Source organism: Rummeliibacillus sp. JY-2-4R (assembly GCF_053847205.1).
The window spans coordinates 2,064,400-2,079,575 of record NZ_CM132623.1 but is presented as its reverse complement, the minus strand read 5'-3'; the positions used below and the strand labels follow the sequence as shown (position 1 = coordinate 2,079,575).

Genomic DNA, 15,176 nt, shown 5'->3' with positions numbered 1-15,176 from the left:
TTCTAATTGATGCCCAACACATTATAGAATTGTTGCTCCTAAAGAGTTTTTGAAATGACCAAGTGCCCATTCGTGCCCATCTTGATTAAAACTTGCAACAGAATCCTCAAAAATATGAATAGAATACCCTTTGTTATAAGCATCCACAGCAGTATGTAAAACGCAAATATCTGTACATACACCCGTTAAATAAAGATTATTAATTTTCCGCTCTCGTAATAGTTGTTCTAAATTTGTCCCCACAAAAGAACTATATCTTGTTTTATCTAACCAAAAAATATTCGGTAAGTCCTTTATTTGCTCATATAATGTCTGTACTTGATGATAAAGTTCTCGGCCTTTTGTGTCTCGAATATTATGTGGGGGGAATAGCTTAGATTCTGGGTGGAAAGTGTCATCCTTTTCGTGTAAGTCACATGCAAAAACCACGAGCTGACCATCTTCCACGAATTGATGAATATGATTTAGAATAGCATTCTCGAGCCGTTGCCCAGGATTCCCACATGTTAATGCACCGTTTTCATCTACAAAATCTACCGTATAATCGATTACGATTAATGCTTTTTCCATTTAATCACCTCAACCATTTTCCTTTACTATGACATATAAATTAGAACAAATCCATTTGGAAAAAATTAAAACTAATAAATTAAAATATTTTGCAAATTCTAATAAATTAGATTATAATTACAAAAAAGCAGAAGGGAGATGTAAGCTTATGGATCGTGCTTTGACAAAAAAACTAAACAAACAGGCTCTGATTTTTGTAGCCATACATTCAATTTTTATCTTGAATTTAGCTTTTGACTTCTGGGAGATCCACTAAGGCTTTACGATGAATATGATGAATAAAAAATAATGCTTCTTTTAAAGGCGTAAACAAATTCACCTTTAGAAGAAGCCTTTTTTGTTTTTTGAGTACTTCTACTCGATTAAGTTTTTTACATCAAGATGTAAATATAAATATGATTATGTTAGATATAAAAATCAAAATAAACTCAATTAATCAATTTTTCAAAAAATTTATTAATTATCAAAAAATAGCGAAAAGGTGGTATAAAGAGAATGAAAACGTATACAAACACTTTATGAATTTTTAAATTAAGTGACAATTCAAAAAATACTGTTGACTTGAATGGAAATACGTACTATGATAGCAACAATTTAATAAATGTTTTAAAGCGAATTGCTCTTAAACACTTTATTGTATTTTATAGAAAGAAGTGAAATAAGTATGGGGGAACAATTAATTTTTCTTAATGGAAATTTAGTGAAAAAGGAAGACGCTAAAATTTCTGTTTATGATCATGGTTTTTTATATGGCGATGGTGTATTTGAGGGGATTCGCTCATACAATGGAAACGTCTTTCGCTTACAAGAACATTTAATTCGTTTATATGAATCTGCTAAATCTATTCTGCTTACTATTCCATACACAATGGAAGAAATGACTGAAATCATAAAAGAAACTTTAAAAGCAAATGATTTGCAAAGCGCATATATCCGATTAATTATATCCCGTGGTGAAGGAAACCTAGGAATTGATCCTTCAACATGCAAAGGTGCTAGTGTAATTGTCATTGCTGAGCCACTTGCATTATTCCCTGCTGAATTATATGAAACTGGTATTTCAATTGTAACTGCCTCAAGCAGACGAGTACCTTCAGATGTATTGAGTCCAAAGACGAAAACATTAAACTATTTAAATAATATTCTAGTAAAAATTGAAGCACAGCAAGCTGGAGTAACAGAAGCATTAATCTTAAACAAAGAAGGATATGTCGCAGAAGGTTCTGCTGATAATATCTTCATCGTCAAAGGAAATAAGGTAATTACACCTCCTGCATACGTTGGAGCACTTGAAGGTATTACACGTAACGTAATATTAGAAATTGCAAATGAGCTTGGATATGAAGCGAGTGAAGGTGTATTTACAAGACATGATGTGTATGTAGCGGATGAAGTATTCTTAACTGGTACTGCTGCTGAAGCAATTGCTGTAGTGAACGTTGACGGCCGTGAAATTGGTGAAGGTAAACCAGGTAAAGTAACAAATCACATTCTTCAAGCATTCCGTAAAGTTGTTGAAGAACAAGGTGAAAAAGTATACCAAAAAGAAGCTACAGTAGAATAAGGGGCGGTAATAATGAGAAGTGACATGATTAAAAAGGGAGTCGATCGAGCTCCACACCGTAGTCTTTTATATGCTGCTGGTGTTAAAACAAAAGATTTAGATAAACCATTTATCGGTGTTTGTAATTCGTATATTGATATAATTCCAGGACACGTTCACTTACAAAAATTTGGCGAAGTTGTTAAGCAAGCAATTCGTGAAGCAGGTGGTATTCCATTTGAATTCAATACAATCGGTGTTGACGATGGGATAGCAATGGGGCATATCGGTATGCGCTATTCATTGCCAAGCCGTGAGTTAATTGCAGATTCTGCTGAAACAGTGATCAATGCCCACTGGTTTGATGGCGTGTTTTACATACCTAACTGCGATAAAATCACACCCGGAATGTTGATGGCTTCTGTTCGTACGAATGTTCCATCTGTCTTTGTATCCGGTGGACCTATGGAAGCTGGCGTTTCATCTACTGGTGAACAACTTTCTCTTACTTCTGTTTTTGAAGGTGTAGGATCTTATAAAAGTGGTTTAATGACAGCAGAAAAATTAAAAGAAATAGAAGAAAATGCATGTCCAACTTGCGGTTCTTGTTCAGGAATGTTCACAGCGAACTCAATGAATTCATTAATGGAAATGTTAGGAATGGCATTACCAGGTAACGGAACGATTGTTGCTACATCTGAAGAAAGATATCAGTTGATTAAGGAAGCTGCAGAACATTTAATCCGGATGGTTAAAGAAGATGTAAGACCTCGAGATATTATTACTAAAGAAACAATCGATGATGCATTTGCTCTTGATATGGCAATGGGCGGTTCTACAAATACTGTGTTACACACACTTGCAATTGCTCATGAAGCAGAAATTGACTATAACATTGAAGACATTAACAAGGTTGCAGAAAGAGTTCCATACTTAGCAAAAATCATGCCAGCATCTAATTATTCAATGCATGATGTTCATCTTGCAGGAGGGGTTAGTGCCATCGTCAATGAGTTATGCAAAATTCCTGGTGCAATTCATAAAGATCGCATCACAGTATCTGGTAAAACCATTGAAGAACAAGTAAAAGGTCATGAAATTCTAAATACTGAAGTCATTCGTACAAAAGATAATCCATATAGTCCAGTTGGTGGTTTATCCGTTCTCTTTGGTAACATCGCTCCAGATGGCGCAGTTATTAAAGTTGGTGCGGTTGACCCATCTATTAAGGAATTTACTGGGGAAGCAATTGTTTTTGATTCTCAAGAAGAAGCACAAGCAAGAATCGATGACGGCACAGTTCAAAAAGGTCATGTAGTTGTTATCCGATATGAAGGTCCAAAAGGCGGTCCAGGGATGCCTGAAATGCTTGCACCAACATCAGCTATTATGGGACGTGGACTTGGTAAAGACGTTGCACTCATAACTGATGGAAGATTCTCAGGTGCATCTCGCGGTATTTCAATTGGACACATTTCTCCTGAAGCTGCTGAAGGTGGTCCAATCGCTTTAGTTAAAAATGGAGATATCATTTCAATTGATTTAACAAATCGAACAATTGAACTAAATGTATCAGATGAAATATTAGAACAACGAAAAGCACAATTACAACCATTTGAACCGAAGATTAAAAAAGGATATTTAGCACGTTATTCAAAATTAGTTACTTCCGCTTCTACTGGTGGGGTAATGAAAATATAATTCAATGTTAAATAATAATAAACTTATATAGATAAAACGTTGATGAGGTTAAAGATATTAGAGCTTTGTATTTACAGAGAGCCGGGTTGCTGAGAACTGGCAGTACAACTAATATCGACATCCCCTCGGAGTGGGTTGCTAAAAGCCATTGGTTAATAGGTAGCCTCGGGCGCATACTTTTGTGCTCGTTAGATAAAGAATAGTTAATCTATTCATGAGGTAGTCGTTCTTTGACTACAAATTAGGGTGGTACCATGGAAGCTTTTTTCATCCCTACGCGAAAGGTCTTCTTTTGCGTGGATGAAAAAGCTTTTTTTAATAAAATACGATTTTCCTGGGAGGAGTTCTTTGATGAATGCACAAGTTCCACTAAAAAAACAATCCGCGGCAGATCAAGAAGTTGATCAAGAATGTAGAGCCAGTAAAACGGGTGCAGAGATATTTATTGAATCGTTGCAAAACCAAGGTGTTGAAATAATTTTTGGATATCCAGGCGGTGCAGTCTTACCTTTATATGATGCACTTTACCGTAATCCAATTAAGCATATTCTTGCTCGTCATGAACAAGGTGCCATTCACGCTGCTGAAGGTTATGCACGTGTATCAGGTAAAACCGGAGTAGTGATTGCTACTTCTGGGCCAGGTGCAACAAACTTGGTCACTGGTATTACTGATGCAATGATGGATTCTTTACCACTCGTTGTCTTTACAGGCCAAGTAGCTACGACAGTTGTTGGCACAGATGCTTTCCAAGAAGCAGACATTGTTGGAATCACACAACCAATTACAAAACATAATTATCAAGTGAAAAATGTTCAGGATTTACCACGAATTGTAAAAGAAGCGTTTCATATCGCTTCAACAGGTCGTAAGGGTCCAGTTGTAGTGGATATTCCAAAGAATATTGCCAATAGCATATTTGATGCAAGTGCAGTCGAAGAAGCCGAAATTAACTTGCCAGGTTATCAACCAACAATTTATCCTAACTATTTGCAAATTAAAAAAGCAGTGTCCTTATTAAGTACAGCAAAACAACCTGTTATTTTAGCTGGTGCAGGTGTGCTTGCAGCGGATGCAAAAAAAGAATTAACTGAATTTGTTGAAAAATACAATTTCCCGATTGTAAATACACTTTTAGGACTTGGAAGCATCGAAGGTAACCATGAACTTTTCCTAGGAATGGCAGGTATGCACGGTACATTTACAGCGAATATGGCAATAAGTAATTGTGATGTGTTGTTAAATATTGGCGCACGTTTCGATGACCGTTTAACAGGAGAATTAGATAAATTTGCACCTAACGCAAAGGTAATTCACATCGATATCGATCCCGCTGAGATTGGTAAAAACGTTCCAACTGATATTCCAATCGTAGCCGATGCAAAGGAAGCTTTAATTTCATTATTAGAGCAACCATTTGAAGCTCAAGATTTAACACTTTGGCATGAATATCTACATGAATGCCAAGTAGAATGTCCGCTATGGTATGACGATGATGGTGATGGAACCATTTATCCTCAATTTGCCGTTGAAACAATTCACCGCTTAACGAAAGGTGAAGCAATCATTACGACAGATGTTGGTCAACACCAAATGTGGACTGCACAATACTATTCATTTAAAAAGGATCACAACTGGGTTACTTCAGGTGGTCTAGGCACAATGGGCTTTGGTTTCCCAGCTGCAATTGGTGCGCAATTTGCGAAACCAGATCAAAAAGTCATTTCAATCGTTGGAGATGCTGGTTTCCAAATGACATTGCAAGAACTTGCTTTGCTAAAAGAATTCAAATTACCAGTGAAAATTTTCATCTTAAATAATAGCTGTTTAGGAATGGTGCGCCAATGGCAAGAAACCTTCTATGAAGAACGCTATTCATCTTCTTTAGTACCAGTACAACCTGATTTTGTAAAACTTGCAGAAGCATATGGAATCAAAGGCTATAAAGTAGAGAAAGTGGATGAAGTGGAAGCTGTATTCAAAGAAGCAATCGAATCAGATGAGCCTACTTTAGTGGATTGTCGTATTAAAGAATTAACTTTGGTTAATCCAATGGTAGCTCCTGGTAAAGGTCTTGCAGAAATGATAGGAGTGAAAAAAGGATGAGAAGAGTAATCTCCGTTGCAGTTATTAACCAAAGCGGCGTTCTCAATCGTGTAACAGGTCTACTGATGAAACGCCAATTTAACATAGAAAGCATCACAGTTGGTCATACAGAACAACAAGGCATTTCTAAAATGACATTTATCGTCAATGTTGAAGATCAAGCGAAGATTGAACAGCTTGTGAAACAATTATCAAAACAAATTGACGTCATTAAAGTCAATGACATTACAGATAAATCTATTGTAATGCGTGAATTAGCACTAATTAAAGTTGTGGCTCCACCGAATTTGCGTGGCGAAATCAATTCAATCGTTGAACCATTCCGCGGTTCAATCATCGATATGGGTAAAAATGTAATTACTTATCAAATCGTTGGTAATCCGGAAAAAATTGACGCATTTATTGAACTAATTCGTCCTTATGGTATTAAAGAACTGACTCGTACAGGTGTAACTGCATTTGTACGTGATGCTCAAATTAAGCCATCTGCGCAACTTTCGATTTTACAATAAATATAAAAACTAAAAAACAAATCAGGGGGAAATTAAAATGGCAAAATTATATTACAACCAAGACATCAATGAAAAAGTATTAGAAGGTAAAAAAATCGCAATCATCGGTTATGGTTCTCAAGGTCATGCACATGCCCAAAATCTTAAAGAATCAGGCTTCGATGTACGTGTTGGAATCCGCCCAGGGAATTCGGCTGAAAGAGCAAAAAATGATGGTCTTGTAGTTAAATCTGTAAAAGAAGCAGCTGCAGAAGCTGATGTTATCATGATTCTTCTACCAGATGAAAAACAAAAAGAAGTTTACGAAAGTGAAATCGCAGAAGGCCTAGAAGCTGGCAACGCTTTAGTATTTGCACATGGCTTCAACATCCATTACAAACAAATCGTGCCTCCAGCTGATGTAGACGTATTCTTAGTAGCTCCAAAAGGTCCAGGACATTTAGTTCGCCGCACATATGTTTCTGGAGCAGGCGTTCCAGCATTAGTTGGTGTATATCAAGATGCAACTGGTCAAGCAAAAGAAATCGGTCTTGCTTATGCAAAAGGTATTGGCGGTGCTCGTGCTGGTGTTCTTGAAACAACTTTCAAAGAAGAAACAGAAACAGATCTATTCGGAGAACAAGCAGTTCTTTGCGGTGGTGTAACTCACTTAATCAAAGCTGGTTTCGAAACATTAGTTGAAGCTGGTTATGAACCAGAAAGTGCATACTTCGAATGTCTACATGAAATGAAACTAATCGTAGACTTAATCTACGAAGGAGGCTTCTCTAACATGCGTTACTCAATCTCTGATACAGCTGAATGGGGCGACTATGTATCAGGTCCACGCGTGATTACTGAAGATGTTAAAGCAAACATGAAAGCTGTATTAACAGACATCCAAAACGGTAAATTCGCAAAAGAATGGATCGAAGAAAACCAAAATGGTCGTCCTAAATACAATGCAATCAAACAAGCTGAAACAGAACATCAAATCGAAAAAGTTGGCGAAGAGTTACGTGCTATGATGCCATTTGTTGGTCAAAAAGTGAACAAAGAAACTGTAACTACGAAAGCTTAATAGATTACTAGCTTGCTGTATATCTATAGGTTACTTTTATCATAAAAACTTAAAGAAGCAGTTAACTGCTTCTTTAAGCCAATTAGGTATATAACTTGCTATTTAGTAAAAGAAATGCTTGATTCGTATCAGAAGGGGAGAGAACTATGGAAAAGAAAATTACTGTTTTACCTGGTGATGGAATTGGTCCAGAAGTAGTCGCATCGGCAGTTGAAGTGCTAAAAGCTGTAGGCAAAAGATTCCAGCATTCATTTCATATTGCTTATGGGACGATTGGTGGTGCTGCAATTGATCAGCATGAAGATCCACTTCCAAATGAAACAATTGAGTTATGTGAAGAGAGTGATGCAATCCTTTTAGGAGCTGTAGGCGGTCCGAAATGGGATCAAAACCCTGCTGAATTAAGACCCGAAAAAGGATTACTCCGAATTCGGAAACATTTTGATTTATTTTCAAATTTGCGTCCAGTTCAAGCTATTCCATCACTTATCAATGCCTCTCCTCTAAAAAATGATTTAGTAAAAGACGTTGATTTACTCATTGTTCGCGAGCTTACAGGTGGTCTATATTTTGGTGAACCACGCAATAGAACAGAAGAAGAAGCACTTGATTCACTTGTTTATAGTCGTCCTGAAATTGAACGAATCGTTGAAAATGCATTTGAATTAGCACGCGTTCGTAAAGGTAAGTTAACATCTGTAGATAAAGCAAATGTGCTTGAAACTTCCCGTTTATGGAGACAAATTGTTGATGAGAAAAAAGCGCAATATCCAGATGTTGAAGTTGAACATAGTTTAGTCGATTCAACAGCAATGAAATTGATTACAAATCCTGGGGCATATGATGTTATTGTGACTGAAAATATGTTTGGAGACATTTTAAGTGATGAAGCTTCTGTCATCACAGGATCTCTTGGTGTATTACCATCAGCAAGTATCCGTTCTGACAATTTTGGATTATATGAACCCGTCCATGGTTCTGCTCCAGAAATTGCTGGTAAAGGGATTGCCAATCCTGCAGCAACGATTCTATCAGTTGCCATGATGTTACGTTATTCATTTGGTTTGAAAGAAGAGGCAGCTGAAGTTGAACGTGCGGTAAATGCAGTCTTTGAAGATGGTTACTACACTGGAGATTTAGCTACACCAGGTAGTCGAGTACTGACAACAAATGAATGGACAGAAAAAGTGTTAAACGAAATCGATACAAGTTTTGTTTCAAATAGTATTATGACAACTTATATATAGAAAAAAGGTGAAGAATAATGGGGAAAAATATAATCGAAAAAGTATGGGACCAACACGTAGTTTATCAAGAAGATGGCAAACCGGATTTACTCTACATTGATCTTCATTTAATTCATGAAGTGACTTCACCACAAGCATTTGAAGGGCTTCGTTTAAATAATCGTAAAGTTCGCCGTCCGGATTTATGCTATGCAACAATGGATCACAATGTACCAACAAAAAATTTACCAGTCATTAATGATCCCATTGCGAAAACACAGATTAATACATTAGCTAAAAACTGCGAAGAATTTGGAATTAAATTAGCAGATATGGGTCATCCAGATCAAGGGATTGTGCATGTCATTGGACCACAACTTGGATTAACACAACCTGGTAAAACGATTGTTTGTGGTGATTCTCATACATCTACACATGGTGCTTTCGGCGCTATTGCATTTGGTATCGGAACGAGTGAAGTAGAACATGTATTATCAACACAAACACTTTGGCAAAACAAACCCAAGACAATGCAAATTCATGTAAATGGTGAACTTGGTTTTGGTGTTACAGCAAAAGATGTTATACTTGCAATTATCGCAAAATTCGGAATAAATATAGGTACTGGCCACATTGTCGAATTTACAGGCGATGCAATCCATAAGTTATCGATGGAAGAACGCATGACAATTTGTAATATGTCCATTGAAGCTGGTGCTAAAGCAGGATTAATTAGCCCAGATGACATCACAGTTGACTATATTAAAGGTCGCCGTTACGCTCCACAAGGTGAAAAGTTTGAAGAAGCAAAAGAATATTGGTTATCACTTGCTTCAGATGAAGACGCATCCTATGACAAAACGCTGGTAATTGAAGCATCTGAAATTGAACCATTTGTAACATGGGGTACAAATCCATCAATGGGCAGTGGTATAACAAAAAATGTACCATCAGCTGATAATTATGCGGATGAGTCAGATAAACTTGCATTACAAAAAGCTCTTGCTTATATGGAATTAAGTGAAGGCACTCCATTAACAGATATTGAAATTCAACATGTCTTCATCGGTTCATGTACAAATTCACGTTTACATGATTTGCGTGCTGCGGCTTCTGTTATAAAAGGAAAACAAGTACATCCAAATGTTCGTGCAATCGTTGTTCCAGGTTCGTACTCTGTCAAAAAACAAGCAGAAGAAGAAGGCATTGACCAAATTTTCAAGGATGCAGGATTTGAATGGCGTGAATCTGGATGCAGTATGTGTCTTGCTATGAATGAAGATGTGGTACCAGCTGGTGAACGCTGTGCTTCTACATCCAACCGAAACTTCGAAGGACGCCAAGGTGCAGGCTCTAGAACACATCTTGTAAGTCCACCAATGGCTGCAGCAGCTGCAATCGCTGGTCATTTTGTAGATGTTCGTGAAATTATAAATGTACCTGTGTAATGGAGGCGTAAACTATGGAACCTATTAATGTTGTAAAAAGTGTCATTACACCTTTAAATCGAAAAAACGTGGACACGGATCAAATTATTTCTAAAGAATTTCTAAAACGAATTGAACGCACTGGATTTGGTCAATACGTTTTCTATCATTGGCGTTTTGACCAAAATGGCAATCCAATTAAAGACTTTGTATTAAACCAACCACAATACAAAGGCTCCAAAATCTTAGTAGCTCATGAAAACTTCGGCTGCGGATCATCTCGTGAACATGCACCATGGGCAATCTTAGACTATGGATTTAATGTTGTTGTCGCTCCAAGTTTTGCTGATATTTTCCATAATAACTGCTTCAAAAATGGAATCTTACCAATCGAATTAAAAGTAGCTGAAATTGAAGAGTTATTGGCAAAGGGTGAACAATCTGCATTAAATGCAGAAGTTAACTTACAAGAACAAACTTTAACAGCTGACGATAAAGTCTATCACTTCGAAATCAATCCTTACTATAAAGAAATGCTGTTAAATGGTTGGGATGAAATTGCATTAACATTTAAGTATGAAGATGAAATCAAAAAATTTGAAGAAAAACGTCTTCAATTCGTGTAATATCAGGTTGAAATAGTAGTCAAAAGGAAAACTATCGAACACGTCTAAGTAATTGGGCTTTCCGATAGTTTTCTATTTTTAACCTTGAATTTTAATCCTTTAACACCAAACGATTATTTTATAAGGAGTAGTTTGAGCAGGGATGCTTCTGGTAGTAGCACCATATATTACAATTAGGTTCCGATTTGCAGGATTTTTTGAAAAAGGTTGGCCATTTGTGAGTAAGATAATGGTATAAGGAGAGAGATTTAATTGTAATTGACCGTCACTACTTAGGAACTGGCTATTAAAAAAGTCCACTTTTACATTTTGGTAATGATTTCCTTTCGCAACAACTAGTGCCGGATATTGTGGTGGGTATATCAAAGGTACAGGAGCATTCCCATCATAATATCCAGTAACATTATCCCCGACATTAACGATTTCCTGGTTTACAAAGTAAGTAGCAGGGGAAATCACAAAATTAACTATGCCACCATCCCCATTTACTACCGTCATTAGTTGATAACAACCTTCGCCTTCTCCATTTTGTCCAATCATAAAATCATTGATCTGTGTTACGGTTCCTTGAAACGATTTAAAATTTACCATAGCCATTCCTTTCTTTTAAAATCTCATTTTCTCATTTTAATTTATGAAGGATTTGCAATATGGTGACAATGAATGGATTATGTATACATAGGGTTTATTGGTGTATTAGATAGCGAGTGTCCTAGTCTAATTCATCATCTTACATTATTTCACAGCAGTTTTTATGTAATTTAATGAAGTTAAAATATAAAGGAGGACAATTTTGCATACAAATTTATACTTAGTACGACATGCTCACTCTACATATACACCTGATGAACTGGGGAGACCATTATCTACTATTGGTTACTTAGATGCCAGAAGAATTAGTAAACTTCTCATTAAAGAGAAAATAGATATTGTGATTTCTAGTCCATATAAAAGGGCGATACAAACGGTTGAGGGAGTTGCCAAGTCGTATAGAAAAGAAGTTTTAATTGTAGAAGATTTTAAGGAACGAAAACTGTCTGATCAACCTGTTGAGGATTTTAATTTGGCTATATCAAAATTGTGGGATAATTCTCATTTTTCATGGAATGGCGGTGAATCTAATAGTATTGCCCAGAAAAGAGGGGTTAAGGCAACTTTAAAGCTATTAAATGATTATGAAAATAAAAATATTGTAGTAGGAACACATGGTAATATCATGGTTCTTATCATGAATTATTTTAATAGTAACTATGGGTTCAGTTTTTGGAAACAACTAGATATGCCAGATATTTATAAACTTACATTCGATAAAACAGAGTTGACAGAAGTAAAAAGGATTTGGAATAGATTTTAAATACACAAACAAGTAAATCCCGCAACTAATAGTGTTGCGGGATTTACTTGTTTAATTAGTTTTCTTCTTCAAAATAAATTTTATAATACTTCCGATTAGTTACTTCATCAAAGCCGACTTCAATTAGTTCATCCATATGCTCAATGTTCGGTAAATTAACTTGAATTTCTATATTGGAATCTAGTTTGATTTTTCGCTTATAACTCTTTTCTACCTTTTCAATTGCGCTTTCAGATATAACTGTTTCGTAGGGCTTAACCGTATTGACGATGATATCTTTTTGTACGGGTTCGGCTTCTTCAAAAACGCTATCAATATATTCATCGACGTGGAATTCTTCTTCATTTCTAAAGTAATCGAGTGTTTTGTTTAAAAGTCCCAATTTCTTGGTATTTGAAAAACTTTCTTCTTTAATAATATATTTTTTACATTCTGTTAACGCTAGATTCGTTCTATGGTAATTCTCATCTGCCACTTTTACTTTTAAAAAATGCTCTTGCCAGTAGACAACATCTTCTTTTCTTTTTGTTTTTATATAGACGGCGGGTGCAATGCCTGCGCCCATATCCACGATTACGGCCATGTTATTGACTTTCTTTACATTAATACCGTCAATGCCATTTACAATCATTTTATTTTGGTCATTTTTGACATCCAAAAATATTTCTTTTTCATCAATTTTGACAATAGCAATGGCCTTTTTTGCTTCTGTTGTATTCCATAAACAATTCTTGAACAATCCAATAAACAATTCTCCACTTTTAATATTTGGATGTTGAGACGAGGAATGTAAGTGTGTAGCGATATTTTTCGAATGTTCAAGGAATCGATCCTCTTGTTCAAAAATAGTTTTCACATATGAATAAACTTCATTTAATTCAATATCTGTTTCATGGAAGAATTCGTATTGCTGATCCCAATCGATTTTGTTAAATGCTAATTGCGTAAAGGCTGCTTCTAACAATACCTCTGGCTGAGAAAAAGCCTCTTCACCTAAAACAAGCACATCACTAACATGATGCACTACATATTGTGCTAATTTACTTTCATTTACTTCTAACATGGTATCCACCCTTAAATTAATAGATATAGATAATATATCATATCATCCGCAGTACAATAATTACATGGATTTTAAACAAATAATCTTCAGCCAGTTTGTACCCCGAAAAAATATATTGACAATTCGGATAATTATGAATTATATTTCTACTATACTATATTGAAAAATTAGTAAAAAAGTAAATCTTTTACCAAACTACTTGAATTGCTAAATAGTTTAGCAATGCTCACAAAAGGGGATAAGCGGAATGACATTACAGCAGGAGCAAGAAAGTATTAGTTTGAAAAAAAGTGAAAAAACCCATGAAGAAAATCAAGGCAATCAGCAATTAGAAAGAAAATTAAAATCACGGCATTTAACCATGATTTCGATTGGAGGGGCAATCGGAACGGGTTTATTCTTAAGTAGTGGGGCTGCTATTCATACAGCTGGTCCTGGGGGTGCGCTACTTGGATATGCCTTAGTTGGTGCTATGGTATATTTTGTCATGACAAGTTTAGGAGAATTAGCGGCATATATGCCAACAAGTGGATCTTTTAGTACATATGCTTCAAGATTTGTAGACCCAGCATTTGGATTTGCAATAGGCTGGACTTATTGGTTTAACTGGGCCATGACAATTGCAGCAGAGTTAACTGCTTCCACCATGATTATGAAATTCTGGTTTCCTGATAGTCCTTCATGGGTGTGGAGCGGTTCATTTTTAGCCATTATTTTCTTGTTAAATTATCTATCGGTAAAAGGTTATGGTGAAGGTGAATATTGGCTATCTTTTATAAAAGTTAGTGCAATTATTATCTTTTTAATCGTAGGTATCTTGATGATTTTTGGCATTATGGGTGAAGGAGCAGTTGGGTTTAAAAACTTCACAGTAGATGCTGCACCTTTTCCAAGTGGGATTATCGGTGTTTTTATCGTCTTTATTGCTGCAGGCTTTTCATTCCAAGGAACAGAAATTGTAGGTGTTGCAGCAGGAGAAAGTGAAGATCCTGCTAAAAACGTTCCAAAAGCAGTGAATAGTGTTTTCTGGAGAATTCTACTATTCTACGTTTTAGCAATCTTCGTCATAGGACTATTAATTCCTTATACGAATTCAAGTTTACAAAATGATAGTGTAATGGTTAGTCCGTTTACATTAATTTTGAAAAAAGCAGGCATCGCTTTTGCAGCATCACTGATGAATGCAGTCATTTTGTCAGCAGTTTTATCAGCAGGTAACTCAAGTGTATATGCATCTACTAGAATGTTGTATTCTATGGCGAAAAATGGACAAGCACCGCAAATTTTTGCAAAACTAAATAAGCGCGGTGTCCCCGTTGCAAGCATGATTTTCACATGTGCAATCGGAGCTCTTGCTTTTCTAGCTTCATTCTTCGGAGATGGCCAAGTATACCTTTGGTTAATGAATGCAATTGGTATTACAGGTTTTATCTTTTGGTTAGGGATTTCTGTTAGTCATTATCGATTCCGTAAAGGGTTTTTAGCTCAAGGACATTCATTGGATGAATTGCCATATAAAGCAAAACTGTTTCCAATTGGACCGATTTTCGCGATTTTTTGTGGGATTGTTGTCATCCTAGCTCAAAACTTTCAAGCCTTATTAGCAGATCAAGTAGACTGGGGGAGTGTAATAGCTGCATACCTGGGCATTCCATTTTTCCTCATCTTATTATTTGGCTATAAACTAGTTAGAAAATCAAAAGTTGTTAAATTAGAAGAAATGGATTTTAAATTTGAAGATTAATTTGTAGAAACTAAATTGGCTGTACCAAAGTGAACAGATACTTACTTTGGTACAGCTTTTTTCAATTATAACTAATGCTAAAAAGCGAAAATAAGCTCATATCAACCATACTTCATAAGAATAATCGATGGTAAACTTAGTAGATTAAATATTTCGATTAAATGAAAATACGAATTTATTAAAATAGTTTGAAAATATAACGTTCCAGGTGTAGGATAAAAACTATAAGTTAAGTCGTAGAATG

The 15,176-nt window shown here is 35.8% G+C and carries 13 protein-coding genes; 10 read left to right on the top strand and 3 right to left on the bottom strand.

Translation table 11 applies throughout. The annotated features are described in order from the left end of the window. Positions 1 to 21 precede the first annotated feature (21 nt). Positions 22 to 570, bottom strand: coding sequence for a cysteine hydrolase family protein (locus ACWV26_RS10020; protein WP_455894622.1), 549 nt, complete (start codon positions 568 to 570; stop codon positions 22 to 24). Positions 571 to 1,234: 664 nt separating this feature from the next. Here ACWV26_RS10020 and ilvE point away from each other — a divergent pair. From ilvE to leuD, 8 genes are all read left to right on the top strand, one after another. After that, positions 1,235 to 2,134, top strand: coding sequence for a branched-chain-amino-acid transaminase (gene ilvE, locus ACWV26_RS10015; RefSeq protein ID WP_455894621.1), 900 nt, complete (start codon positions 1,235 to 1,237; stop codon positions 2,132 to 2,134). Positions 2,135 to 2,146: 12 nt separating this feature from the next. Further along, positions 2,147 to 3,814: a dihydroxy-acid dehydratase gene (gene ilvD, locus ACWV26_RS10010; RefSeq protein WP_455894620.1), complete on the top strand. Its 1,668-nt coding sequence runs from the start codon at positions 2,147 to 2,149 to the stop codon at positions 3,812 to 3,814. A gap of 351 nt (positions 3,815 to 4,165) precedes the next feature. Then, positions 4,166 to 5,920: a biosynthetic-type acetolactate synthase large subunit gene (gene ilvB, locus ACWV26_RS10005; protein WP_455894619.1), complete on the top strand. Its 1,755-nt coding sequence runs from the start codon at positions 4,166 to 4,168 to the stop codon at positions 5,918 to 5,920. Continuing rightward, entirely contained in the window at positions 5,917 to 6,432 is a 516-nt protein-coding gene (gene ilvN / locus ACWV26_RS10000) for an acetolactate synthase small subunit (RefSeq protein WP_455894618.1), read from the top strand. The genes ilvB and ilvN overlap by 4 nt, the downstream gene beginning before the upstream one ends. 37 nt (positions 6,433 to 6,469) lie before the next feature. Continuing rightward, complete coding sequence (ilvC, locus tag ACWV26_RS09995) at positions 6,470 to 7,492, top strand: ketol-acid reductoisomerase (RefSeq protein ID WP_455894617.1); 1,023 nt, start codon at positions 6,470 to 6,472, stop codon at positions 7,490 to 7,492. A 146-nt stretch (positions 7,493 to 7,638) separates the two neighbouring features. Next, positions 7,639 to 8,739, top strand: coding sequence for a 3-isopropylmalate dehydrogenase (leuB, locus tag ACWV26_RS09990; protein WP_455894616.1), 1,101 nt, complete (start codon positions 7,639 to 7,641; stop codon positions 8,737 to 8,739). Positions 8,740 to 8,756: 17 nt separating this feature from the next. After that, positions 8,757 to 10,166: a 3-isopropylmalate dehydratase large subunit gene (gene leuC, locus ACWV26_RS09985; RefSeq protein WP_455894615.1), complete on the top strand. Its 1,410-nt coding sequence runs from the start codon at positions 8,757 to 8,759 to the stop codon at positions 10,164 to 10,166. 14 nt (positions 10,167 to 10,180) lie between these two features. Continuing rightward, positions 10,181 to 10,771: a 3-isopropylmalate dehydratase small subunit gene (leuD, locus tag ACWV26_RS09980; RefSeq protein ID WP_455894614.1), complete on the top strand. Its 591-nt coding sequence runs from the start codon at positions 10,181 to 10,183 to the stop codon at positions 10,769 to 10,771. Positions 10,772 to 10,870: 99 nt separating this feature from the next. Here the strand turns inward: leuD and ACWV26_RS09975 are convergent, their stop codons facing one another. Beyond that, complete coding sequence (locus tag ACWV26_RS09975) at positions 10,871 to 11,362, bottom strand: hypothetical protein (protein ID WP_455894613.1); 492 nt, start codon at positions 11,360 to 11,362, stop codon at positions 10,871 to 10,873. 202 nt (positions 11,363 to 11,564) lie between these two features. On the opposite strand from ACWV26_RS09975, the gene ACWV26_RS09970 reads away from it, so the two are divergent. After that, the gene (locus tag ACWV26_RS09970) at positions 11,565 to 12,125 is read left to right on the top strand and encodes a histidine phosphatase family protein (RefSeq protein ID WP_455894612.1); all 561 of its coding nucleotides are present in this window, start codon (positions 11,565 to 11,567) and stop codon (positions 12,123 to 12,125) included. A gap of 55 nt (positions 12,126 to 12,180) precedes the next feature. Here the strand turns inward: ACWV26_RS09970 and ACWV26_RS09965 are convergent, their stop codons facing one another. Then, on the bottom strand, positions 12,181 to 13,188 hold the full coding sequence (locus ACWV26_RS09965; protein WP_455894611.1) for a nucleoid-associated protein: 1,008 nt from the start codon (positions 13,186 to 13,188) through the stop codon (positions 12,181 to 12,183). Positions 13,189 to 13,435: 247 nt separating this feature from the next. On the opposite strand from ACWV26_RS09965, the gene ACWV26_RS09960 reads away from it, so the two are divergent. Next, on the top strand, positions 13,436 to 14,932 hold the full coding sequence (locus tag ACWV26_RS09960; RefSeq protein ID WP_455894610.1) for an amino acid permease: 1,497 nt from the start codon (positions 13,436 to 13,438) through the stop codon (positions 14,930 to 14,932). Positions 14,933 to 15,176 lie beyond the last annotated feature (244 nt).

Bases quoted from the DNA above. Each gene is read 5' to 3' on its own strand.
- ilvN (WP_455894618.1), top strand. From the start codon at position 5,917: ATGAGAAGAGTAATCTCCGTTGCAGTTATTAACCAAAGCGGCGTTCTC.
- leuC (WP_455894615.1), top strand. From the start codon at position 8,757: ATGGGGAAAAATATAATCGAAAAAGTATGGGACCAACACGTAGTTTAT.
- leuD (WP_455894614.1), top strand. From the start codon at position 10,181: ATGGAACCTATTAATGTTGTAAAAAGTGTCATTACACCTTTAAATCGA.
- ACWV26_RS09965 (WP_455894611.1), bottom strand. From the start codon at position 13,188: ATGTTAGAAGTAAATGAAAGTAAATTAGCACAATATGTAGTGCATCAT.
- ilvE (WP_455894621.1), top strand. From the start codon at position 1,235: ATGGGGGAACAATTAATTTTTCTTAATGGAAATTTAGTGAAAAAGGAA.
- ilvC (WP_455894617.1), top strand. From the start codon at position 6,470: ATGGCAAAATTATATTACAACCAAGACATCAATGAAAAAGTATTAGAA.
- ACWV26_RS09960 (WP_455894610.1), top strand. From the start codon at position 13,436: ATGACATTACAGCAGGAGCAAGAAAGTATTAGTTTGAAAAAAAGTGAA.
- ilvB (WP_455894619.1), top strand. From the start codon at position 4,166: ATGAATGCACAAGTTCCACTAAAAAAACAATCCGCGGCAGATCAAGAA.
- leuB (WP_455894616.1), top strand. From the start codon at position 7,639: ATGGAAAAGAAAATTACTGTTTTACCTGGTGATGGAATTGGTCCAGAA.
- ACWV26_RS10020 (WP_455894622.1), bottom strand. From the start codon at position 570: ATGGAAAAAGCATTAATCGTAATCGATTATACGGTAGATTTTGTAGAT.
- ilvD (WP_455894620.1), top strand. From the start codon at position 2,147: ATGAGAAGTGACATGATTAAAAAGGGAGTCGATCGAGCTCCACACCGT.
- ACWV26_RS09975 (WP_455894613.1), bottom strand. From the start codon at position 11,362: ATGGTAAATTTTAAATCGTTTCAAGGAACCGTAACACAGATCAATGAT.